Source organism: Weissella bombi (assembly GCF_900094835.1).
Lineage (GTDB): Bacteria > Bacillota > Bacilli > Lactobacillales > Lactobacillaceae > Weissella > Weissella bombi.
In genome coordinates this window covers 1-23,947 of sequence record NZ_FMAO01000005.1, presented here as the reverse complement: position 1 = coordinate 23,947, position 23,947 = coordinate 1, and the positions used below count along the sequence as shown (strand labels likewise).

The following is a 23,947-nucleotide window of genomic DNA, read 5'->3' as shown; positions in this document are numbered from 1 at the left end:
ACAATCATGGTTTATGCAGCAGCAGATAATCGTTATGACGTTATGCCATATCGTCGAGTTTCAGATTCTGGCTTAATTTTGCCAGCTCTGTCATTTGGATTATGGCGTAATTTAGGCGATCAAATGCCATTATCTAATTCACGTGAGGTTATTTTAAAGGCATTTGATAATGGTATCTTTTCTTTTGATAATGCTTCTAATTATGGGCCATCAAACGGAACTGCTGAAGAAACGTTTGGTGCAGTATATGAAAAAGATTTGAAGCCATATCGTAATGAATTAGTGATTACAACTAAGGCTGGTTATCATATGTGGCCTGGTCCGCTAGGTGAGTTTTCAGGTAAGAAGACTTTGACGGCTGCCTTAGATTTGTCATTACAGCGCATGCATTTGGACTATGTGGATATCTTTTATGCGCACCGCTGGGATCCTAATACTAACTTGCGTGAAACGGCCGAAGCACTTGATTTGATGGTTCGTCAAGGAAAGGCGCTATACGTTGGCGTATCTAATTACACAACTGAACAAGTGGCTGAAATTTCAAAAATATTTGATGAATTGCATACGCCGTTTATTGGTAACCAAATGTCGTATAACATGTTCAATCGTGAAGCTGAAGAAGATGATATGTTAGGTACTTTGGATGCGCATCATGCAGGACTAATTGCATACGGTCCATTGGCAGAAGGCTTGTTAACAGATCGTTATTTGGATGGTATTCCTGCGGACATGCCATTACATCGCACAAATTCATTTATTCAAGATGATCCCGAAGGGGCAGTTGCTAAACTTAATGCACTAAATAAGATTGCAGCTGATCGTGGACAAACCTTGGCACAACTAGCAATGGCTTGGTTGTTGCGAGATAAGCGAGTACCTTCAATTGTGATTGGTGCTTCTTCAGTTGACCATTTGTTGGACAACGTTAAGGTTGCTGACAACATGACTTTGTCAGCAGAAGAGCTAGGTAAAATTGACCAAATCCTAAAGGGATAAATTAAAATTGTTTATTTTCAAGGTAATAAGACGAAAATAAACAATTTTTTTATAAAAAAGGAAAGAAGTTAAGCATTAAATGCATAATAATGATATCGTTCGGCGTTTACAATATATTTTCAATATTAGTACTAAAGATATGTTAACCATTTTCAAATTAGGTGATTTGAATTTAACAAAGGCTGAATTTTTAGCAATTATCGCAAAGCCTGCACAAGATAGTGCGCGTGATGCGCAATTATCACGGCATGACTTAGAAAAATTTATGAATGGTCTAATCATATCGCAACGTGGGCATAAGAAAAATGAAGATGGTTCTGTAGCACCGCAAGATTATAGTATGCAACGAGATAGTGATATTAATAATGTTGTTATTAAAAAGTTGAAAATTGCGATGTCCTATACAGTTGAAGATTTGTTAGCCTTTTGGCAGGCAGCTGATTTTAAAGTTACTAAAGGTGAAGTAGGGGCTATGGTCCGGCGTAAGTCACATCCGAAATATTTAGTGGCAGGTGATCAGTTTATGCGTAAATTATTAATTGGAATGGCTGAAGCTTTACGTTAAGAAAATAAAACAATTGATGTTAGAAAAGTAAATAAATATGAGCGCCTATTCTTAAGTTTCATTAGAATAGGCGCTTTTTATTGATGTTTTTCACGTATCATCTAAAATAATTTAGTCTATGGTAAAATTATAAAGAGTTTATCGATAAACTTTTTAGCGATTGTACGTAAAAAAAATAAAATCAAAGAAAATAAATGGTTGCATCTTGTTTGACAAAAGCGTAACATATTCACTGCGGGTGAGAAAATTCCCGGTTAAGTAAAAGTCATAAGCTTTCAACAACCAAGTTGAACGAAAATCTTTATGAATTTTATTTAGCACTATATACAAAAAGTAAATAGTACACTGGGATGACCTTACGACGACGATTTTTATCTTAGGAGGTTGTCATGTCTGAAGAAGAAGTGACAGAAAAGAAAGGCTTGATTCAAAGCACAGCTGATGATGATAGTCTTGGCGATGTGAACGGCTCAGTGGAGATACCTAAAAGTGGTTCATTTTGGCGTAAACTATGGACTTTCTCAGGTCCAGGAGCATTAGTTGCCGTAGGGTATATGGATCCAGGTAATTGGGTAACATCAGTTACTGGTGGTGCGACCTATCATTACACGTTGTTATCAGTTGTTTTGATTTCATCATTAATTGCGATGATGCTACAATACATGGCTGGTAAGTTGGGGATGGTTAAGCACGAAGACTTAGCGCAAGCTACTAGAAATCGTACCAACAAAACTGGTGGTATTATTTTATGGGTTATTAGTGAGCTTGCTTTGATGGCCACTGATATTGCCGAAGTCATTGGTGGTGCGATTGCGCTACACTTGTTATTTGGTTGGTCAATGATTGCATCTGTTTTGACAACGGCTTTGGATGTTGTCTTGTTATTGTTGTTGATGCGTTTTGGATTCCGAAAAATTGAAGCTATTGTTGTAACGCTTATTTTAACGATTTTATTTATTTTCGGATACTTAGTCGTTTCGTCAGATCCTAACATGGTAGCATTGTTTGGTGGTTATCTACCACAAATTCAAGCAGTTAGCACAACTGGTATTCATGGTGCTGATTCACCATTAGTGATGACATTAGGAATTATTGGGGCAACAGTTATGCCGCATAATTTGTACTTACACTCATCAATTTCACAAACACGTAATGTGAACCGTGATAATAAAGCAGAGCTAAAAGAAGGTGTTCGTTTTATGACATGGGATTCAAATATCCAATTGTCGTTAGCCTTCATTATTAACTCATTCTTGTTGATTTTAGGAGCTTCATTGTTCTTTGGCCATGGTGATTCAGTTGGTACATTCGGTCAAATGTATAATGCTTTGGGTGATAGCAGTATTGCCGGTGCAATTGCTTCGCCAGTTCTATCAACATTGTTTGCTGTTGCATTGTTAGCATCAGGACAAAATTCAACAATTACTGGAACTTTGACAGGTGAAGTTATCATGGGTGGTTTCTTACACTTGAAGGTACCTATGTGGTTACGTCGTGTGATTACGCGTGGTCTAGCTTTGATTCCAGTCGTTGCCTTTACATTGATTTATGGTGGTGATGAAGGAAAGCTTGATCAATTACTTGTTTATTCACAGGTCTTCTTATCAGTTGCGTTACCATTTGCAATGGCACCGCTAATTGCCTTTACTTCTTCAAAGAAGGTTATGGGTGATGATTTTGCTAATCCAAAGTGGATGACTTGGTTAGCTTGGATTATTTTCATTGTTTTGACAGCTTTGAATATCCAATTGATTTTCCAAATTATTGGTCAAATGTTTGGTTAATAAGGTTAACTACGAGTATAAAAATTAAACGTAAGGATAGTACTTTGAGTATTATCTTTACGTTTTTTTGTTTAATAAATATAACTTAAAAAAAGACAAGCGGTATCCTTGACATACCATTATATGTCATATAATATAATGGTATACGAAATATAACATAGGAAAATAAGGAGAACAGCCATGAATATTCAGGTACCAACAGTGGTACTAGATGGCTCAGTATTAGCAGTATTAACTAAAGAAGATACATATGGATATATTATTACCAAGGCAATGCAAGAGTTACTAGGGGTAAGCGAATCCACCATGTATCCAGTGCTTAGACGGCTAAAACGTGATGGCTATCTAGAAACATATGACAAACCTTTTGAAGGGCGTAATCGACGTTATTATCACATAACGGATATTGGTCGGGGTCATCTGCAAGAAATTATTCACTCGTGGGCATCATTTAGAGCGGCAGTTGATTCGTTATTGGAGGAGAGTAATGATTAAAGAGTATTTAGAGAATGTGAGATCGTATCTAAAGGATCTACCGACTGATGAGCGGGAAGAACTATTACAATTTTATGAAGAACAAATGTTAGATGCCGGTTATTCCATGGCAGAAATTGAAGAAAAATATGGTACGCCTAAGCAATTTGCTCGTTCGTTAAAAATTGAATATTTTATCGAAAATGATGAAATTTCTGATGAAACAGTGACACGTAGTACGCGCACAAAAAATCGGATGAATTTAGTCTGGTTAGTAATCCTAGGCTTGTTTGCTTCACCAATATTAATACCGGTTGCAATTGGATTAATTGGTATTTTATTTGCTGCGGTAATTGGTTTCTTAGGTATTATATTTGGTATTTACGTTGGTATTATTGGTGTGTTGGCAGGTGGCTTGATTGCCTTTATTAATGGTGTTATTTTACTTTGGCAGTCAGTTGCAACAGGTGTCTTCTATATCGGGGCAGGTTTGTTATTGACTGGTGCCGTTATCTTCTTTGCACCAATCGTTTGGCGTATAACACACTGGCTATTTGAAGTGTTAGTAACATTTATCAAATGGGTAGGTAACCGTTATTTGAGTAAAAATAATGTTAAGGGGGCACGTTAAGATGGGATTAAAAGCAGCATTAATTACTGGTGGTAGCGTCATGGTTGTTGGTGGCGTAATGGTAGTTACTGGTCTATCTACGGGTGCTAATACAGCAATTACTTGGGATAACGGGCCCAAAATTGTTAAGACACATAAATTTAATAAAACACTTGCAGACCATCAGTACAAAAAATTAATCATTAATGGTGGCTCGAACAGTATTGTGAAGTTGGTGCAGGGTGACGATTGGCATGTTTCGGGTCGTTATACAAATATTGATCAATTTAAATTGCATGCCGATAATGATGATTTGAAGGTTACAATGCACGATCGTGATCGAGCTATGTTTGGTATTGAACCATCAAGTCAGAAGTTAACGATTACGGTACCTCGTGGTGTTAATTTAGATCAATTATCAGTTAGAACAGAAGGTAGCGGTGTTGTAACGAAAGGCATTTCAGCTAAAAATGTCGCTATTACGAATTATTATGGTGGTGTTCGTTTACAATCATTACATGCTGATAAAATCAGTATGAACGGTGAATCAAGTAATTATCGTCTAAAAGATGTTACTGCAAATCAGTTGCATGTAAATGGTGATGACGCTACCTTTAATGCTGAGCGACTAACACTAAAGGAAGCTAGCGAAATTAAGAGTGATAATTCAGATATTACATTAAAGAATATTGTTGTCCCCGGCATGAAGGTGATTAATAGGGACAGTGATCTTGAGGTAGACAATAAAGATCAAGGTGAGACTGATTACGTGACTGGTGATCAAAATAAAGCATTGAAACTAACTGGTGAATATGCATCAATAACAATTAATCATTAAATTTTTTCTACATTTCAGGAGTATCAATTTATCATTTTGGATGATAGATTGATACTCTTTTTTAGTATTCTCTTTTGGACCAGTTCTCATTATGTTTTAATGTTTGTTATAATGTAAGCATTGAAATGGAGATAAATTTATGAAGATAAATCAATTTGGGGTTATTGAAACAACTTTTGAACAAAAATTGTTTGAATTAAAGTCAATTGGATTCTATGATGCAGCAATTAAAGCAGCTGCACAAAAAGGACCGGTTGCATTATTTGCAGCATTATTGCAGCAAGCAGCTACAACTACTGCTGTTACGACGAATTTTTCTAATTACATGGTTAGTGAACATCAAGATTTAGCTGATTTTTTTGCTAATAGTATGCAATTAAATGTGCAAGAATTTGATAGTGTTGCATTACAACTATTACAATTTGTAGAAAATGTTGATTATACGTTGGCAGAAGCAGTTAAAGCGGCGCAAACGCTTGGATTACCACTGGCTGACATAGAAGGTGATTGGTCAACCGATGATGTATTAACGGCCTGGTACAGCTTGTTGACGACACATACTAAAAATGGGTTACAGTTCATCGACTTGCTAGCAAGCCATGGTTATTTTAAAGCAACTAATGAGTCACTATTCTTTAATGGTAAAGCAATGGTCACTTTTGATACCAATAATTTGAAAAAAGAAGTGGTATATGTTGAAACAGATTTAGATACAGATAACGACGGTATTAAAGATTTAGTACGCGTGGATATTATTCGGCCAACAACGAAACAATTAGTGCCAACTTTGTTTACGGCATCACCATACTATCAAGGTACCAATGATGTAATAAGTGATAAGAAGATGCATTCAGTCAATGTACCGTTAGAGCGTAAGCGACCTAATCGCGTGACATATGATGATATTGCTTATCAGGAAGCACCTGCAAAGGTATTAGCAAGTCATGAAGCAACAGGTGAAGCGATGGAAGCGACTGAAACATTTTATCCAACTTCGCATGTTGATTTAAATAATTATTTCTTATCACGTGGCTTTGCAGTTGCATATTCTGCAGGAGTGGGAACGCGTGATTCTGATGGGATGCAAGATACTGGTTCTCCTGATCAGGTTGCAAGTATGCAAGCTGTTGTTGAGTGGTTAGCTGGTAATCGACGTGCATTTGTGGACCGTACAAGTGGTGTAACAATTAAAGCACAATGGTCAAATGGTAAGGTTGCAATGACTGGTAAGTCTTATTTAGGGACATTAGCGACAGCAGTTGCAACGACTGGAGTTGATGGTTTGGAAACAGTTATTTCTGAAGCGGCAATTTCTGATTGGTACCAGTATTATCGTGATAATGGTTTAGCAATTGCACCAGGTGGTTTTCCAGGCGAAGATATGGATGTTTTGGCTGAATTAGTTTATTCACGCATGCAGGACGCTGGGGATTGGCATCGAACTAAGGAACAATGGACGCAAAAGCAGACTGAAATGGCGCAAGCAATGGATCGAGTAGGTGGTAACTATAATACCTATTGGGATGCACGCAATTATCTAAAAAATGTACCAAATATTAAAGCTGATGTTGTTATGGTTCATGGCTTGAATGACTGGAATGTTAAACCACGCCAAGTTTTTCGTTTATTCCAAAAGTTACAAGAATTAAACATCGTTAAAAAGTTGTACTTGCATCAAGGACAGCATATTTACATTAATAATAATCGTTCTTTGGACTTCAGTGATCAAATGAATTTATGGTTAAGCTATAAATTGTATGATGTTGATAATCAAGCAGTAACGCAATTACCTGACATAACGTGGCAAAGCAACCAACAACCCGATACTTGGCAAACGCAAGCAAGTTGGGGTCAAGTTACACCGACGGCTATTTCATTAGCGAATGTGCAAACGCCAGTTAGCTATACAGATCAGCAAACTAAGCAAGCGTATGTAAATTATAGTCAAGATTACCAGACTTGGCGTTCATTAATGATGGACCGTGATAAACATGAATTAGACCATGCACGAATTATGTTTTTACAACCACAACAAGCGCAAGATTTATTAATTGATGGCGAAGTGTCATTACAGTTACGTATGAAGTCATCGGCAAACGTTGGTTTGGTTAGTGCGATGCTAGTTGATTACGGTAAAGAGCGTCGTTTGACCACGAAACCTGTTCCACAAGGAGAACAGATTGATCGTGGTCAAAATTGGCAACCAACATCATTAATGGAATTTGAATTAGCAAAAGCAACGCCGTTTAAGATGATTACAATTGGCCATATGAATATGCAAAATCGCGAAAATCCTTGGCATGTTGATGATTTACGTCCGCATGAGTATGTTGATTTAACATTGACGTTGCAACCAACGTTATACCAATTAACAGCGGGTCATCAATTAGGGATTGTTATTTACGGTACTGATTTTGAAATGACCGTACGAGGCAATCAACACATTACGTATACAATTGATACAAAACATAGTCAATTATTGGTACCAGTTGCACAAGTAACAGATTAAAGATGATAAGGAAAAATTGAGTATGGGACGTAAACTAATTGGAATTGATTTGGATAGTACAACGTTAAATGATGCTGGTGAGGTGTCAGCAGCAACGCAACAAATGGTTCAAAAGATGCAACAAGCAGGTCACGTGGTCGCAATTGTGACAGGACGTCCCGTCCGCTTATCAACAGACATTTACCGACAGTTAGGGTTAGTTTCACCGATGATTAATTTTAATGGTGCACTTGGTGGCATTCCTAACACAGCGTGGGAGCATGCTTATTCATATCAGGTTGATCGTGAAATTGCGTTTGATTTACTTGAAAACGCAGCAGATATGGCGATTAAAGCAGTCGTTGCCGAAAACGATGCGGATGTTTGGACAAATAGTTTAATCGCACCAAAAAATCCTGACGAAGCTTTTTTCTTTCCGCAAAAAGATGATACAACGCATATGTTGGATCGTCTGAATTTAAAACATAACATTAACTCAATTTTGATTGAAGCACAGAATGAAACACATCAAAATGAAATTCAACAATATGTGACGAATCGATATGGTGCAGATCGTGTCACAGTTAAAACTTGGGGTGCTAAATCACCGGTATTAGAAATAGTGCCTGCTGGTATTGCTAAGGATACGGGATTACAGATTTTACAACATGCTTTTGATATTAATAAAGATGATGTTTATGCATTTGGTGACGAAATGAATGATTATGAAATGATTGATTACGCCACCCATGGTATTGTGATGAAGAATGGTAACAACGCACTAAAGGCCATTGCAAATGATATAACAGAATATACTAATGATGAAGATGGCTTAGCAAAGTATTTAGCTAAAATTATTTGAACGTTTTTAAAGCGCTTAAAAACACTGTTTAAAGCAAAAAAAACGTGTAAAATGGATATATTATATTGATTAGAGTGTTTATTAAATGGTAGTGGCTTACTTTGTTGTGAAAAAACGTTAAAGCAGGGGGGACATTACCGATTGTAATCTAGCAAATTTGCCAGATAACATATACTAAATGTAAAATCTTTTGTAAAATAGCTATATTAAAGCATGAAAGGAATTAACATGGCAAACGAGCAAATTACACGTGAAGAAGTTGAACATGTGGCTAACTTAGCAAAGTTAGCTTTAACAGATTCAGAAGCTGACATGTTTACTGATCATCTAGGTAAAATTTTTGATGTGGTAACAACGTTGGCTGAGGTTGATACAGAAAATGTTAAACCAACGTATTCAGTGACTGAAATGCATACAGTATTACGAGACGATGTGGCTAATAATGCCCACCAATCGCAAGAATTGTTGCATAATGCACCAGAGCACCAAGACACCTTAATTAAGGTGCCTGCAATTCTTGATGGAGGAGCTAAGGATTAATGAATTTTTTGCATACAGATATCCAAAAGTTGCATGAAAAGCTTGTTAACAAAGAGATAACAGCTGTTGATTTGGTAAAAGAAACTTTAGCAAACATCGAACAGACTGATGCAACTTATGATGCTTTTCTAACGACAATGACAGATAAGGCTTTGGCCGAAGCAGCTGCAATTGATGAAGCAGGTATTGATCCAGATAATGTTTTATCAGGAATTCCATATGGTATTAAAGATAATTTAATTACCAAGGACGTTACGACGACTGCCGCATCAAAGATTTTGGAAGGATTTAAGCCAATTTATGACGCCACGGTAGTATCACGTTTGCGCGAGCAAGGTGCAGTTGGTGTTGGTAAGTTGAACATGGATGAATTTGCCATGGGATCAACAACTGAAACGTCATATTATAAGCAAACTAAGAATGCTTGGGATCAAACTAAGGTTCCTGGTGGTTCTTCTGGTGGTTCAGCTGTGTCGGTTGCTGCAGGGCAAGTGCCATTTGCTTTGGGAACTGATACCGGTGGTTCAATCCGCCAACCAGCAGCCTTTAACGGTATTGTTGGGATGAAGCCAACATACGGTCGTGTTTCACGTTTTGGTGTCATCGCCTTTGCATCTTCTCTTGATCAAGTTGGTGTATTCACACGTAACGTTAAGGATAATGCTAGTGTATTGGGTGCTATGGCAGGTATGGATGTTAATGACCAAACGTCATCAGACCAACCCGTTCCTGATTTTACAGCTCATTTAGATGGTGACATTAAAGGTTTTAGAATTGCCGTTCCCGCTGAATACTTTGCAGAGGGTGTTGATAATCAAATCAAGGAAACTGTTCGTGCCGGAATTGACAAACTACGTGAATTGGGTGCAACGGTTGATGAAGTATCATTACCACACACAAAGTATGGCGTAGCTGCTTATTATATCTTAGCTTCTGCTGAAGCATCATCAAACTTGCAACGTTTTGATGGTATCCGTTATGGTTTCCGTCCTGAAAACGTTAAGACTCTGGAAGACTTGTATGTTCAAACACGTACACAAGGTTTTGGGGATGAGGTTAAGCGTCGTATTATGCTTGGAACATACTCATTGTCAGCAGGTTCATACGATGCATTCTTTAAGAAGGCTGCACAGGTACGTACATTGATGAATGATGACTTCCAAAAGGTCTTTGCAGAATATGATTTGATTGTTGCACCAACAACACCAAATGTTGCTTATGATTTTGGTGCTAACCAAGATGATCCTGAAGTCACATACATGAACGATGTTTTGACAATCCCAGTTAACATGGCTGGTTTGCCAGGTATGTCAGTACCAGCCGGTTTTGTAGATGGTTTGCCAGTTGGTATGCAATTGATTGCTAACCGCTATCAAGAAGAAACAATTTATCGCGCAGCTTATGCTTACGAGCAAGCAACGCGTTTGTTTGAAAAAGTACCAGGAGGTAAGGATTAATGGCAGTCCCAAATTTTGAAACAACGATTGGTCTAGAAGTCCACGTTGAGTTAAAGACAAATTCTAAGGCAATGTCACCTTCTCCAGTACAATATGGTGCACAACCTAATGCAAATACCAATGTTATTGATTGGGGTTATCCTGGAGTTTTGCCACAAGCAAACAAGGGTGCTTTGGAATTTGGTATGATGGCTTCTTTGGCTTTGAATGCTGATATTACTCGTGATTTGCATTGGGATCGTAAGAATTATTTCTATCCAGATAATCCTAAGGCATATCAAATTACACAACAACAAGAGCCTATTGGCCGTAATGGCTGGTTGGAGATTGAATTTGAAGGTCAAAAGAAGCGTGTAGGAATTACTGAATTACACGTGGAAGAAGATGCTGGTAAGAATACCCACGGAACAGATGGCTACTCTTATGTTGACTTGAACCGTCAAGGAACACCTTTGATTGAAATTGTTGGTGCACCTGATATTTCTTCACCTGACGAAGCATATGCTTACTTAGAAGCATTGCGTCAAGCTATTCAATTTACGGGTATTTCTGACGTTAAGATGCAAGAAGGTTCAATGCGTGTTGATGCCAACATTTCAATCCGTCCAGTCGGTTCTAAAGAATATGGTACTAAGGTTGAGTTGAAGAATTTGAATTCATTTAACTATGTCCGTAAGGCTTTGGCATTTGAAGAAAACCGTCATGCTAAGATTTACATGTCAGGTGGTACCATTAAGCAACAAACTCGTCGTTTTGATGAAGCAACGGGTGAGACTGTTTTGATGCGTGTTAAGGAAACGGCTGATGATTACCGTTACTTCCCAGAACCAGATTTGACACCAGTTCATATCACTGATGATTGGGTCGAAGAAGTTCGAGCAAAGTTGCCAGAAGCAGCTAGTGTTCGTAAAGCACGTTATGTTGATGAATTAGGTTTGGAAGTTTATGATTCAGAAGTGTTGACGCAAACGTTGGCAATGTCTGACTTCTTTGATGAAACTGTTGCACAAGGTGCTGATCCTAAGCGTGCAGCTAATTACCTAATGGGTGATGTTAATGCCTTCTTGAATGAGCAACAAGCTGATTTGGAGAACACACCATTAACACCAGCTCACTTGGCTGATATGATTAAGTTAATTGATGACGGTACAATTTCAACTAAGATGGCTAAGAAGGTATTTAAGGCAATCACTAAGGGTGAAGATCCTGTTGAATTCGTTGAAAAGAATGGTTTGAAGCAGTTATCTGATCCAGCTGTGTTGACACCAATGATTGATGAAATTTTGGACAACAATGAGCAATCAATTATTGATTTCCACAATGGAAAAGATCGTGCAGTCGGTTTCTTGGTTGGTCAAATCATGAAACAAACTAAGGGTAGTGCAAACCCAGCAGTCGTTAATAAATTATTGATGGCTGGATTACAAGCGCGTAAACCAGAATAAAGAAGCTACACATCATTTAATGTTATGTGGCAAAGAAACCAGGCTATTGGTCTGGTTTCATACATATATCAATAATAGGAGCAAGAATGTAATGAAACGAGCACGAATTATCTATAATCCAACTTCTGGTCGCGAGGCGATTCGTCGAGATTTAGTTGATATTTTAGACGTTTACGAACAAGTTGGTTATGAAACAAGCGCGTTTGCGACAACACCTGAAGAAAATTCAGCAATGAATGAGGCAACACGTGCTGCCAAAGCGGGCTTTGATTTAATTATCGCTGCTGGTGGGGATGGTACTATCAACGAAGTTGTAAACGGTATTGCACCTTTGGAGCATCGACCAATGATGGCAATTATTCCAGCTGGTACAACCAATGATTATGCACGTGCATTACGTATCCCACGTGAAGATCCATTAGCCGCAGCGCGCGTAATTTTAAAGGGACGTGCTGCCAAAATGGATATTGGTCAGTCAAATGATTCATACTTTATTAATATTGCAGCTGGTGGTTCTTTGTCAGAATTAACTTATTCAGTTCCTTCAAAGTTGAAATCAATGTACGGTTACTTAGCTTATGTCGTAAAGGGTGCTGAAATGTTGACTAGCATTAAGCCGATGGATTTGCACATTAAGTATGATGACGGAGAATTTAAAGGTAAGTCAGCAATGTTTTTCTTGGCACTAACTAATTCGGTTGGTGGCTTTGAACAAATTGTACCTGATGCTAAATTGGATGATGGTAAATTTACGTTGCTAATTGTTAAGACGACTAAATTTGCTGAAATTTTGAACTTGATTACAGAAGTTCTAAAGGGTAAACATGTTAATAACCCTAATTTAATTTACGCTAAGTCTGAGCGTGTTGAAGTATCGTCATTGAAGAATGATAAGATTATGATTAATCTTGATGGTGAATATGGTGGGGATGCTCCTGTAACGTTTATCAATCATAAGCAACATATTCAAATTATTGCAAATATTGATGATAGTTCAAGAGATATGTTAATTAGTGAGCCAGTTAATTTAATTGATTAGTATAATACTGTACGACTAAAGTCGGCAATCTATTAGGTTGCCGACTTTTTGTATATAATCGCTTTGATAATTTTACGATATTTAAAAATTGCACATCTATATTATATTAGTATCTAAAAAAGACTATTAGGCATATTTATTAGATTTCTTTGCTATAATGATAATTAGTTTACGTAGGCTATTATTAGTTAATTTCGGTATACCCAAAATATATTTTTAGGAGTTATAAATGTTGTTATCAAACAGTAAATTAAAGAATTCAATTTTAGTAACGTTGTCTATATTAGGTGTTTCAACAGTAGCAGTAGTTCCTGCTTATGCTGATGGGGCAAACTATACAACATCTGCAAATGTAAATTTCACCCCTAGTCAAGATACGGTAGGTCCGGTTAATCCTGATAAACCAGACGCTAATCAACCGGTAAAACCAGTTACTCCTGATGGAAATGATGTTAAGCCCGGAACTACTGGACCCTTATCATTAGATTATGTATCAGATTTTGATTTTGGTTCACAAAAAATAAGCCCTAAAAACCAGACTTATTATGCTAAAGCGCAAGGATATCAGGGCGTTTCGGATAACTCAGTCTTGTACGCACAAGTAACAGATAGTCGTGGTACTGGTGCAGGTTGGACATTGTCAGTAGCTCAGCCATCTCAATTTATGAATAATGGTAAAGAATTGAAGGGTGCACAAATTGGCATTAGTGATTTGTCTGCGGCTACGCAGGCAGATAGTGATGCGGGGAGTGCAACTGCAGGCGGCAATATGACATTAATTCCGGGAACTGGTGCGCAAACAGTTATGAGCGCAAAGGCTAATACTGGTCAGGGAACCTGGGTAGCACGAATGGGAAAAGCTGATAATTTAGTAACTGAAAAAGGGGATGGTGATACGAGTCGTACGGTTGATAATGCCGTGTCATTAAATGTGCCAGGTTCATCAAATAAATTAGCTGGTGAATATACGACGACTTTAAATTGGACTTTGAGTGATGTTCCAAGCAATGAAAAATAAACAATCATTATTTTGGTTTATCTGTTCATTATTTGTGATGTTCATATTCATTTGTTTGGATAATCAACCTATTAGTGCAAGTGAATTAAATTTTGCCGTGGTGCCACAACAGCCGCAAAATCAAGTGAATAGTAAAAAAAGTTATTTTGATTTAAAGGTGCATCCAGGACAGCAGCAAAAACTTGCAGTAACGTTAACGAACGATACGAATCAACCAGTTATAGTTAAGGCAACTGTTGGTCGCGCTTATACAAATATGCATGGTGTTGTCCAGTATGATAGTCAACGGGAATCGGATTTAAAGGATAAATTCGATTACTCATATCAAAAACAAGGTGACATCAAACAAGATATTTCAATACCCAAAGAAACAACTATTCCGGCAAAATCGTCCGTTGATGTGCCAATTGCGTTACATGTTAATGAACAAAATTTTGAAAATGTGAAAGTTGCTGGCATTAACTTTAAAGAAATACATTTAAAAGATCGGTCAACGCAGAAAACAACAAATGTTATTAATCATTATAGCTACACTGTGGGGGTTGTTTTACATAATGCCGAGAGTAATTCGGTTATAAGCCCACACTTAGCGTTAGGGACGGTTATACCAAAAGCGATTGGTACACAGCGTTTTGTCATGGCTAATATTCATAATCAAACCCCAGTATTTATAAATCGAGTATCAGTTAAAGGTAGTTTTAGAAAAGAAGGATTACTTCATAAAACTTATAAGGTAAATATTGATAATAAAAAATTAGGTAGTCAAATTGCGCCGAATAGTATTTATGCAATTCCTTTTGATATTGGGACTACTAAGTTATCAGCAGGTAAATATAAGTTGCATTTGGTAATGAAATCTGGTCATCAGACGTGGCGGTTTGATCGTACTGTAACACTTACGGATCATAAGACAAATAAAATAAATGGTTACCATCAAACAGACTGGTTGATGATTGGAACGACAATGGGAATCATCATTGTGATGATCTTAATATTGTCGGCTATTTACATTTATTTTAAGAAACGATCGGTTAAGTAATGTGTTTTTTTAAAGGGGAATAAATGTGTTAAATCAAAATTATTATTTGAGGAGTATATGGGTAGTTATTTGTGTTGCATTATGTTCTTGGTGCATTGCAACTAGCGTTTATGCAGATGACGCAACCACAGGTACGACAACGATAAATGTATCTTCTTCGTTATCGCCTGCTGAGGGGATTATTATTGAACAAGCGCCAAATCTTGATTTTGGAAATATTAGTAGTAACAAGCAGCATATTACTGGAATTGGTGATAGTGATTATAAAATCAAAGATTTGGCGAATAAAACAATTAGTTTTCAAGTACAAGTTGAAATTAGTGACTTTCAAGCACTTAATAATGAAGAAAAGTTACCGGTAAAAAACATATGGTACCATGTCGAGACAAATGCAGATAGGTCCTTACAAGGCCTTGAAAAGGCGGATATTTATCATCAGCCAGCGACTGTGATTACTTCAGGAAACAATAATGCAAGTATTGAAGAGTCAGGAAACGTATCTGCTGAAATGGTTTTGGATCCTAGAAAAGTAATGCTCGTAAAACCAGATAGCTACTCTGCAACGATACAGCATACAGTCGTCGTAGGAGTATAAAATGTTAAAGAAAATATTAGCAACTTTGGTATTAATGAGTTCAGTCATAATTGCGTTACTTTTAAAGACAAGTAGCACTAGTTATGCGGCTGTGATGCCAGCTAAAGTTGATACTGATGGTTCAATTACTGGTGTTGTTAATGCCAAGTATTATGATGTTTCGAGTTGGCGTGATATGTATGATACTTATCAAGCACCAGTTGCGGGACAAACAATCTATTTAAATGTTGTAAAGGATATTCCAGGTGATGCGCAAGCTTTGAAGGGCGTACCGATAGGCGAAACCAAGAATTTGACCATAATTGGTAACGGTCATCAATTATATTTTGCGGCTTCTCCAAATGACAGAGTGGGGACGTCAAGGTTTAGCGCGGGATTTTCCAATCCAGGATTTTATTCTAATAATGATGCCAAGGTAACAGGAAAAACAACATTGACTGTTGAAAATGCAAAAATTGTTAATGGTATTTCGAATGGTATTTTTTCAATAACAGGTGTTTCCGCTGCAAATACAGTTTATAAAGATGTTACTGTGACAAATGGTGGTGCACGTACCGGAGCAAGTCCAATTCGTAATGAGCAAGGCAAAGTTTTGCTCGAAGGGAATAATGATTTTAGTATTAACGCTGATTTTAATTTTAATACACCATCGACAACGTCACGTGGTGATGATAATAATGGTGAATGGATTCAAGGTGGTCATTGGGTTGAAGTCGTAAATGGTCGGACAAATTTAAATCAAAATTGGGCATGGGATCAACCGTTCTATACTTATAATAACGGTAATTCTGCGACAATGAAAATTGATGACAATGCATCATTAAATTGGAATTTAAATGATACGTACACTATGTATTATGGTAGTTCTACCGGCCCGCTCAATTGGGATATCGGCAAGAATGCTAATTTTACGGTTAATGGAACTAGTGCTACTGCCAGTCATGCTAATTATTGGTTTATGTCAACGTCATTTACTAACTTTAATTGTCATGTACATGATAATGGTAATTTAAGAGTAGAAATGGCTGGTGGACCAATTAATTTAGATGCGTTTACTGGTCAAGTTAATTGGCAATTTGATCAGGGGTCTAAAGTTGATATTCAAGACTTAGGCAATGGTAACGTTATTAAAGGAAAAGTAAATACTGGTTCAGCAATTCAATTTAATAATATTAATAACTTTACGCTGCAATCAAGTAAAACAGCGGTTATTAGTTCAAATATCCCGTTAAACTTTAGTGGTGGAAATGGTGTGAAGTTACATGCCAGCACTAATTTTGATGGTGATGATACACCACCAAATAGGTCTTTGTATAAACGTGCTAGCAATGGTAGTTTGGATGGTAATTTTACAACTTCGACAATGGCACCAAATCAGTATAGTGCTAGTGATTTGACTTTTCTTAGAACGGCTAAGTATATCGATTGGCGCGTGCCGAGTGGTTTAGCGATAGTAAATAGTAAGATGAATCGTAGTTACAATGTCGATTTAGCTGATTTGCCACGTGATGGTACTTTTGGACCAACGTTACCTGGTAATGACAATATGCAACTGAGTGTGCAAGATGACAGAACTGCGAAGCCAAACTTTTCCATTCAAGCAACAATTTTAAATAATCAGTTACCAAATATGACAAAATATTCATGGCAATCGTTAACGTTAGCCAATAAGAAGCATGAGTTGAGTAATGTACCGCAAACGATTGAAACGGTAACTGATGACGCAACTTTGCCAACTGATGTGACGACTTCACAAGGAGGTATGAATTATACCTTTAATTATCATAATAATAATGGATTGTTACTAAGAACAACGAATAATCTGCAACAAGGTGATGGTCAAGGCGGCGCAACGATTCGATATGATGTTGTGAATGGTCCACAATAGTGAGATTAAATATGAAAATATTAAAAATTGTTAGATGGCAAAAGCTGTTAATGACTGTTTTGATGGTTTGGATATTGCTGTTTTTATTTAATACCACTGTTTTTGCGAATGAACAGCCAGTTAAAGTTTATAAAAATGACCAACAAACTAAGATTAATGGTTATACAGTTGTGCCAATGTTTGCTAATAATCAAGATAAAAATCAGACTGGTTATTGGCACGTAAATATTTCGACACAAAAGGAGCAATTATTGCGTTTTAAAATAGTGACAGGTGATAGTGAAGGTAACTTTAATTTATCATTGCATAATGCTTTTACTAATCAGAATTTGGCGGTTGATTATAGTAATCAAGCAAAAGCAAATCGTTATGGTCATTTGAATGTTAATTATGACAAGCAAGCAATTTTTTTGCAGAATCATCGCAATCAAATGCATCTTAGAGTACCGGCTAATCATACTGCCGAAGTGGTCATGAAATTAAGGCGTTTAGACAAATCAAGTAATGGCACTGCTGTTGGTGGTTTACATGTTGTTGATTTAAATGGCTCTAAAACGTCAGGAACTATGCAAAGCCAGATTGCTTATAGTTATGCGATTGTTGCTAAAATGGGGCATCCAAATAAGGTGCCAATACATTTGCGATTAGCAGATGTTAAACAGCAAAACCATCATTTGATCAACTATACGATTATTAATCAAAATAATAAATTATTACAACACGCTAAGATTATCACGAAAGTTTATGATGGTGATATGAAGTTAATTCAAAAAAATATTGTTTCTAGGCAAGCAACTTTAACACCTCATACTAAGTTACATTTAGATACGACGGTTAAAGAAAGGTCACGGGTAGCAAAAAAATTACGAATAATCATACAAATTAATGGTAAAAACAAAATTTTAAATCATACTATTAATTAAAACTTTTATTAGTTAAATAGTTGTTAATCAAAGAACTGGTGTTCACTTTGTAAGGTGAACACCAGTTCTTTTTATTGACAATCGAATTACTATTATAATATAAATGAATTTATATATAATTAAATGCTAATTTTTTGATACAATTTATCCTTTTTTATAATGCTTATCATTTACTACTTTTAATAGAATGAAATATGTATGATATTTTGAAGGGTAGGAAAATAATGAAGGATATAGATACAAAAGAACATTACAAAATGTATAAAGATGGTAAAAAATGGGTATTTGCTTCAATATCGGTTATGTCATTTTTGATAATGGGCGCATTTTCTATTGAAAATGTACATGCGGATGTTGTTGTAGATTCGTCAACATCAAGTAGTGAGGCTGCTTCATCGGCAAGTAATCTGCTAGGATCATCTTCAGAGGTTGTGTTGCCTGACAAACAAGCATCGTCAGCAGCACAAAGTACGAGTGAAACTGCACAAAGTAATGTTACTTCTGCGAGCGAAAGAGATGATGTGATTGCCAGTAGTGAAACTAGTTCATCTGCTGTGAATGACGAGTCACAAACTGATACGAAGGAACAACCTTCATCAAGTGTCGCTACTGATGTATCTAGTGTAAGTGATGATAAGGTGCAGAATAATACAAGTAGTACAGCTGTACCGCAAAGTGCTGTCGCTTCTTCGGAAACTTCATCACAGGCATCTTCGGCTAATGATTATTCTGCGACAACAGCTGTTAGTGATGCTACTCAAAATACTGTTGCTTTATCATCCGCAGCTGCTTCGTCATCTGTTTCAGTTGTATCTGATAATGATATTGTTAATTCTAGTGAAAATGTATCAGAATCAGATAATCATAAGGCTAGTGATGCTAATGAGCAGGTAAAGCCAAACGTTACTGATACGATAAATATGGATAATCCAGCTAAAGAAGTTGTTGCAAATAACACATCAACTGCAGATAATAAAAACCTAACTAAGGCAAATAGTGATAATGTGCCAACTGTTAAGGCTACAAGTAGCCGTCATGTGGCAACTTGGGATGAATTTAAAAATGCTTTAAATGATTCAACCATTAACGAAATTATTATTGATAATAATTTAAAAGACCCAACATGGGGTGGTGGTGTTGACGTTGCTAGTCGACCTGATAATTCATTATTAATTCGTTCAAATGATGGTGCACGTTATGCCATTGATTTTCAAGGTAGTTACCCGTACCCAGTAAGCGGCAAATTGAATTTAACTTATGAAAATTTGGATATGTATGGAACGACCTATTATGGTGTTGTTAACAGTTCACGTTTGGATAGTGCAACGATTACTTTTAGAAATACCAGTTATACCGGTGCGCAATTAGTATATGCTGGTGCCAACACAACTGTTATTTTTCAGGGTAAAAATACGGTAAAAACGGTTGATCATTATGTTAGTCCAGTAGATGGTGCAAATGTTAATGTGGGTTCGTCTCAACAAGGACTTGAGTTTACGTCTGATAATGATCATATTATTTTTGATGTTGATTCGGAGTTTGATGGTTCTACTTTCAAAGATAATGTTATTCATATGACGGGGAATAACAGTACTATCGAGATTAAGAAGGGGGCGGTTGTTACATTAACACCTCATGATAATGGTGATGGTGCTTGGGGTAATGCTGAACACGGTTGGAATGCTAATGGTATTTATATGGCCGGTTCAGGAACTTTGACGGTTGAAACTGGTGGTACATTAAAGATTGACGCTGGTCAAGACTCTAAACAAGGGGTTGCTGCCATTAGTATTATTGATGCAAATACGACTGTTAACATTGAAGATGGTGCTGATGTTGAGATTTCAGTAAACGGTAATGTTATGAATTCCAACTCTGCAAATACTTCTGTTTATATCAATGGACAATTAAATGTTGGTAAGAATGCTAAATTTATTGTCACTGGTCATGATATGGGAAGTTTTGCTGGTACGCTAGTGAAAATAAGTGGTAATGCTAATATTACAGGTAGTGTGTTTAAAATCCGACTTGATGATGCAACTGGTGGCACAGGCAAGCTAACATTGTTGAATGTTGGTAATAATGTTTTAATTGATAACCCAAAAGATTTTCTACTATACAAAGGAAATAACAATAATGCGCAATGGATTGGAAATGGTAGTTTTAACTTAAATGTTGTTCGTTTGCAATATAATGGTACGCAGACAGGTCCGTTTAAGCATGTTAGTTTTACTGGTAATGGAGGGGCAATTTCGGTATCTTCAGCCGATCGTAATAAAATTGTTGGGTTGACGAAGGATGACGAAGATAGTTTAGTTAGTCAGTTAAATGAATTAGGTTCTGATGCAAATGTTAATACATTGGAATTCGTACAGGCTAACGATTTTGTTACTATCATTGATAATACAGTGAATGTTATAAATAATGAGGATGGTTCAAAGACTATTGAGGGATTTACTGATACACCTGGTGCTTACATTCATGCCACAAGTAACGGGAATGAAATTATTGGTAATAACCTTCAAAGTCCTTATTGGCAGGAAAATACAGGTTTGTCAAAGGTTATTTATGCAGCACAAGCTTCTACAACAAAGGATCCGAGTGGAAAGGGTTATAAATTCTCTTTCACGATACCTGCAGATGTTGTAAATAATTTGCCAGCTGGTGCAACGGTAGATGTTTATGGTACACAAAACTTCGTCGATAGTGATACTGTTTCACAAGACTTGGGTATTATCAGTTTGGATCAAGTTAAAGATGCAATTAATAAGGCGGGTTCGAATGCTAAGGAACATATTAATCAATTACCAAATCTTACTACGGAGCAACGGAATCAAATTAATTCCACAATTGACAACCTAGTAAATGCAGCTGTTGCTTCAGACGGTAGTGTTGATAAGGCGCCAAATGTTAATGCGGCCAATAAAATCTATAATGATATTGTTGATCAGTTAAAGGATATGACGAACTTGTCCGATGCGAAGAATAAAGCATTGGCAGAAGTTGGTCAATCTGAGGAAGATTTAATTAACCAGATAAATAGTAACGATAGTTTAACAGCGGCTGACAAGACTGACCTGGTTAATGAAGTGAATGCGGCAGCTGACCGAGCAAAGGCAAATATCAATAATGCAACGACACCAGAGACGGCACAAAGTGCTGCAAGTGACGGTGTAACGGCCATCAATGATGTAAGTGTTGCAGCAAAGTTACAGGCAGCGAAGAATGATGCCAACCACGCATTATCAGACGCAGCACAAACAGCAATAGCTGCAATTAATGGTAATGATAGCTTAACAGCAGACGAGAAGACTGATTTAGTTGGGCAAGTAAACACTGCAGCAGAGCAGGCAAAAGAAACCATTAATAATGCAACGACATCAGAGACAGTACAAAGTGCTGAAAATGTTGGTGAAACAGCTATCAATGATGTAAGTGACGCAGTCGAGTTACAAGCAGCAAAGAATGATGCCAACCATGCATTATTAGACGCAGTACAAACAGCAGTCGATGCAATTAATGGTAATACTAACTTAACAGCAGACGAGAAGACTGATTTGGTTAGTCAAGTGAACGCAGCGGCTAACCAAGCAAAGTCAAACATTAATAATGCAACAACACCGGAGACAGCACAAAGTGCTGCAAGTGACGGCGAAACAGCTATTAATGGTGTGAGCGAAGCTGCTAAATTGCAAGCAGCAAAGAACGATGCCGTTAAGCAATTAGATCAAGTACGTAATGAAACTATTAAGCAGGTAAAGAACTCAGGTCTAAGTGCAGCGCGTCAGCAAGAATTGATTAACGAAGCAAATGCAGCACATGATGAGGCAGTTCAAAAGGTAAATGCAGATACAACCATTCCAGCAGTTAATCAAGATGTTGAGGATGGTTTGGTCGCAATTACTCAAGTGCGAGCAACGATGACGAATGAGAGTGATCAATTACATCTTGCTCAAAATGCCGCCAAGAATAAGCTTGATAGTACAGTACAAGATGTAATAGCCGCAATTAATGGCAATGATAGCTTAACAGCAGACGAGAAGACTGATTTAGTTGGGCAAGTAAATACCGCAGCTGACCAAGCAAAGGCAAACATCAATAATGCAACGACACCAGAGACAGCACAAAGTGCTGCAAGTGACGGTGAGACAGCCATCGAAGGAGTAAGTGAAGCAGCTAAGTTACAAGCAGCAAAGAACGATGCCGTTAAGCAATTAGATCAAGCACGTAATAACACTATTGAGCAGGTAAAGAACTCAGGTCTAAGTGCAGCGCGTCAGCAAGCATTAATTAACGAAGTAAATGCAGCGCATGATGAGGCAGTTCAAAAGGTAAATGCAGATACAACTATTCCAGCGGTTAATCAAGATGCTGCGGATGGTTTAGCCGCAATTAGTCAAGTTCAAGCAACAATGACTGGCGAGAGTAATCAGTTACATGCTGCTCAGAATACTGCCAAGAATAAGCTTGATAGCACAGTTCAAGATGCAATAGACGCAATTAATGGTAATGATAGCTTAACGGCAGACGAGAAGGATGATCTGGTTAATCAAGTAAACACTGCAGCAGAGCAGGCAAAAGAAACCATTAATAATGCAACGACACCAGAGACAGCACAAAGTGCTGTAAGTGACGGTGAAACAGCCATCGAAGAAGTAAGCGAAGCAGCTAAGTTACAAGCAGCGAAGAATGATGCTAACCAAGCATTGTCAAACGCAGTACAAACAGCAATAGCCGCAATTAATGACAATGATAGCTTAACAGCAGACGAGAAGACTGATTTAGTTGGGCAAGTAAATACCACAGCTGACCAAGCAAAGGCAAACATCAATAATGCAACGACACCAGAGACGGCACAAAGTGCTGCAAGTGACGGTGTAACGGCTATCAATGATGTAAGTGATGAAGCCAAGTTACAGGCAGCGAAGAATGATGCAAATCACACGTTGGCGGAAGCAACTCAAAATGCGATCGATGCGATTAATGGTAATGATAGCTTAACGGCAGACGAGAAGACTGATTTAGTTGGGGAAGTAAATACCGCAGCTGACCAAGCAAAGACAAACATTAATAATGCAACAACACCGGAGACAGCACAAAGTGCTGCAAGTGACGGTGAAACAGTCATTGAAGAAGCAAGCGAAGCAGCCAAGTTACAAGCAGCAAAGAATGATGCAAATCACACGTTAGTGGAAGCAACCCAAAATGCAATCGATGCGATTAATGGTAATGATAGTTTGACTGCAGACGAGAAGGCTGATTTGATTAGTCAAGTGAATGCAGCGGCTAACCAAGCAAAGGCAAATATCAATAATGCAACGACACCAGAGACAGCACAAAGTGCTGCAAGTGACGGTGAGACAGCCATCGAAGGAGTAAGTGAAGC

18 protein-coding genes are annotated in these 23,947 nt (G+C 37.4%); all 18 read left to right on the top strand.

Annotation, left to right across the window (positions count from 1 at the left end):
* Positions 1-6: 6 nt before the first annotated feature.
* Positions 7-996: an aldo/keto reductase gene (locus GA0061074_RS04510; RefSeq protein ID WP_092462283.1), complete on the top strand. Its 990-nt coding sequence runs from the start codon at positions 7-9 to the stop codon at positions 994-996.
* A gap of 79 nt (positions 997-1,075) precedes the next feature.
* Entirely contained in the window at positions 1,076-1,561 is a 486-nt protein-coding gene (locus tag GA0061074_RS04505; protein WP_092462281.1) for a DUF1456 family protein, read from the top strand.
* A gap of 389 nt (positions 1,562-1,950) precedes the next feature.
* On the top strand, positions 1,951-3,345 hold the full coding sequence (locus tag GA0061074_RS04500; protein WP_092462279.1) for an Nramp family divalent metal transporter: 1,395 nt from the start codon (positions 1,951-1,953) through the stop codon (positions 3,343-3,345).
* Between the two features lie 180 nt (positions 3,346-3,525).
* Positions 3,526-3,840 carry a PadR family transcriptional regulator gene (locus GA0061074_RS04495; RefSeq protein WP_092462277.1) on the top strand — a complete coding sequence of 105 codons (315 nt, stop codon included), beginning with the start codon at positions 3,526-3,528 and terminating at the stop codon, positions 3,838-3,840.
* Positions 3,833-4,450 (top strand): DUF1700 domain-containing protein, encoded by a 618-nt coding sequence (locus tag GA0061074_RS04490; RefSeq protein ID WP_092462275.1) that lies wholly within the window; start codon positions 3,833-3,835, stop codon positions 4,448-4,450. The genes GA0061074_RS04495 and GA0061074_RS04490 overlap by 8 nt, the downstream gene beginning before the upstream one ends.
* Before the next feature lies 1 nt (position 4,451).
* Entirely contained in the window at positions 4,452-5,267 is an 816-nt protein-coding gene (locus GA0061074_RS04485) for a DUF4097 family beta strand repeat-containing protein (RefSeq protein ID WP_159426655.1), read from the top strand.
* A 139-nt stretch (positions 5,268-5,406) separates the two neighbouring features.
* The gene (locus GA0061074_RS04480; RefSeq protein ID WP_092462272.1) at positions 5,407-7,776 is read left to right on the top strand and encodes a Xaa-Pro dipeptidyl-peptidase; all 2,370 of its coding nucleotides are present in this window, start codon (positions 5,407-5,409) and stop codon (positions 7,774-7,776) included.
* Positions 7,777-7,798: 22 nt separating this feature from the next.
* Entirely contained in the window at positions 7,799-8,617 is an 819-nt protein-coding gene (locus GA0061074_RS04475) for a Cof-type HAD-IIB family hydrolase (RefSeq protein ID WP_092462271.1), read from the top strand.
* 228 nt (positions 8,618-8,845) lie between these two features.
* Complete coding sequence (gene gatC / locus GA0061074_RS04470) at positions 8,846-9,157, top strand: Asp-tRNA(Asn)/Glu-tRNA(Gln) amidotransferase subunit GatC (protein WP_092462269.1); 312 nt, start codon at positions 8,846-8,848, stop codon at positions 9,155-9,157.
* Complete coding sequence (gene gatA, locus GA0061074_RS04465) at positions 9,157-10,614, top strand: Asp-tRNA(Asn)/Glu-tRNA(Gln) amidotransferase subunit GatA (RefSeq protein WP_092462267.1); 1,458 nt, start codon at positions 9,157-9,159, stop codon at positions 10,612-10,614. The genes gatC and gatA overlap by 1 nt, the downstream gene beginning before the upstream one ends.
* The gene (gene gatB / locus GA0061074_RS04460; protein WP_092462265.1) at positions 10,614-12,059 is read left to right on the top strand and encodes an Asp-tRNA(Asn)/Glu-tRNA(Gln) amidotransferase subunit GatB; all 1,446 of its coding nucleotides are present in this window, start codon (positions 10,614-10,616) and stop codon (positions 12,057-12,059) included. The genes gatA and gatB overlap by 1 nt, the downstream gene beginning before the upstream one ends.
* Before the next feature lie 91 nt (positions 12,060-12,150).
* Positions 12,151-13,098, top strand: a complete 948-nt coding sequence (locus GA0061074_RS04455) for a diacylglycerol kinase (protein WP_092462263.1) — start codon at positions 12,151-12,153, stop codon at positions 13,096-13,098.
* Positions 13,099-13,327: 229 nt separating this feature from the next.
* On the top strand, positions 13,328-14,116 hold the full coding sequence (locus tag GA0061074_RS04450; protein WP_092462261.1) for a WxL domain-containing protein: 789 nt from the start codon (positions 13,328-13,330) through the stop codon (positions 14,114-14,116).
* The gene (locus GA0061074_RS04445; RefSeq protein ID WP_159426654.1) at positions 14,106-15,155 is read left to right on the top strand and encodes a WxLIP family cell surface protein; all 1,050 of its coding nucleotides are present in this window, start codon (positions 14,106-14,108) and stop codon (positions 15,153-15,155) included. Before GA0061074_RS04450 ends, GA0061074_RS04445 begins: the two co-directional genes overlap by 11 nt.
* Positions 15,156-15,180: 25 nt before the next feature.
* A complete protein-coding gene (locus GA0061074_RS04440) occupies positions 15,181-15,750 on the top strand; it encodes a hypothetical protein (RefSeq protein ID WP_092462257.1) in 570 nt (189 codons plus the stop codon).
* A gap of 1 nt (position 15,751) precedes the next feature.
* Positions 15,752-17,638 (top strand): pectate lyase-like adhesive domain-containing protein, encoded by a 1,887-nt coding sequence (locus GA0061074_RS09180; RefSeq protein ID WP_167550165.1) that lies wholly within the window; start codon positions 15,752-15,754, stop codon positions 17,636-17,638.
* A gap of 11 nt (positions 17,639-17,649) precedes the next feature.
* On the top strand, positions 17,650-18,561 hold the full coding sequence (locus GA0061074_RS04430; protein WP_092462254.1) for a WxL protein peptidoglycan domain-containing protein: 912 nt from the start codon (positions 17,650-17,652) through the stop codon (positions 18,559-18,561).
* Positions 18,562-18,785: 224 nt separating this feature from the next.
* On the top strand, positions 18,786-23,947 hold a 5,162-nt coding region (locus tag GA0061074_RS04425), incomplete at its 3' end, for a DUF1542 domain-containing protein (protein WP_159426653.1).

Excerpts from the sequence above, each read along its gene's own strand:
- gatA (WP_092462267.1), top strand. The coding sequence starts at position 9,157 with ATGAATTTTTTGCATACAGATATCCAAAAGTTGCATGAAAAGCTTGTT.
- GA0061074_RS04485 (WP_159426655.1), top strand. The coding sequence starts at position 4,452 with ATGGGATTAAAAGCAGCATTAATTACTGGTGGTAGCGTCATGGTTGTT.
- GA0061074_RS04475 (WP_092462271.1), top strand. The coding sequence starts at position 7,799 with ATGGGACGTAAACTAATTGGAATTGATTTGGATAGTACAACGTTAAAT.
- GA0061074_RS09180 (WP_167550165.1), top strand. The coding sequence starts at position 15,752 with ATGTTAAAGAAAATATTAGCAACTTTGGTATTAATGAGTTCAGTCATA.
- GA0061074_RS04500 (WP_092462279.1), top strand. The coding sequence starts at position 1,951 with ATGTCTGAAGAAGAAGTGACAGAAAAGAAAGGCTTGATTCAAAGCACA.
- gatC (WP_092462269.1), top strand. The coding sequence starts at position 8,846 with ATGGCAAACGAGCAAATTACACGTGAAGAAGTTGAACATGTGGCTAAC.
- GA0061074_RS04490 (WP_092462275.1), top strand. The coding sequence starts at position 3,833 with ATGATTAAAGAGTATTTAGAGAATGTGAGATCGTATCTAAAGGATCTA.
- GA0061074_RS04430 (WP_092462254.1), top strand. The coding sequence starts at position 17,650 with ATGAAAATATTAAAAATTGTTAGATGGCAAAAGCTGTTAATGACTGTT.
- GA0061074_RS04455 (WP_092462263.1), top strand. The coding sequence starts at position 12,151 with ATGAAACGAGCACGAATTATCTATAATCCAACTTCTGGTCGCGAGGCG.
- GA0061074_RS04510 (WP_092462283.1), top strand. The coding sequence starts at position 7 with ATGGTTTATGCAGCAGCAGATAATCGTTATGACGTTATGCCATATCGT.
- GA0061074_RS04480 (WP_092462272.1), top strand. The coding sequence starts at position 5,407 with ATGAAGATAAATCAATTTGGGGTTATTGAAACAACTTTTGAACAAAAA.
- GA0061074_RS04505 (WP_092462281.1), top strand. The coding sequence starts at position 1,076 with ATGCATAATAATGATATCGTTCGGCGTTTACAATATATTTTCAATATT.
- GA0061074_RS04495 (WP_092462277.1), top strand. The coding sequence starts at position 3,526 with ATGAATATTCAGGTACCAACAGTGGTACTAGATGGCTCAGTATTAGCA.
- GA0061074_RS04450 (WP_092462261.1), top strand. The coding sequence starts at position 13,328 with ATGTTGTTATCAAACAGTAAATTAAAGAATTCAATTTTAGTAACGTTG.
- gatB (WP_092462265.1), top strand. The coding sequence starts at position 10,614 with ATGGCAGTCCCAAATTTTGAAACAACGATTGGTCTAGAAGTCCACGTT.
- GA0061074_RS04445 (WP_159426654.1), top strand. The coding sequence starts at position 14,106 with ATGAAAAATAAACAATCATTATTTTGGTTTATCTGTTCATTATTTGTG.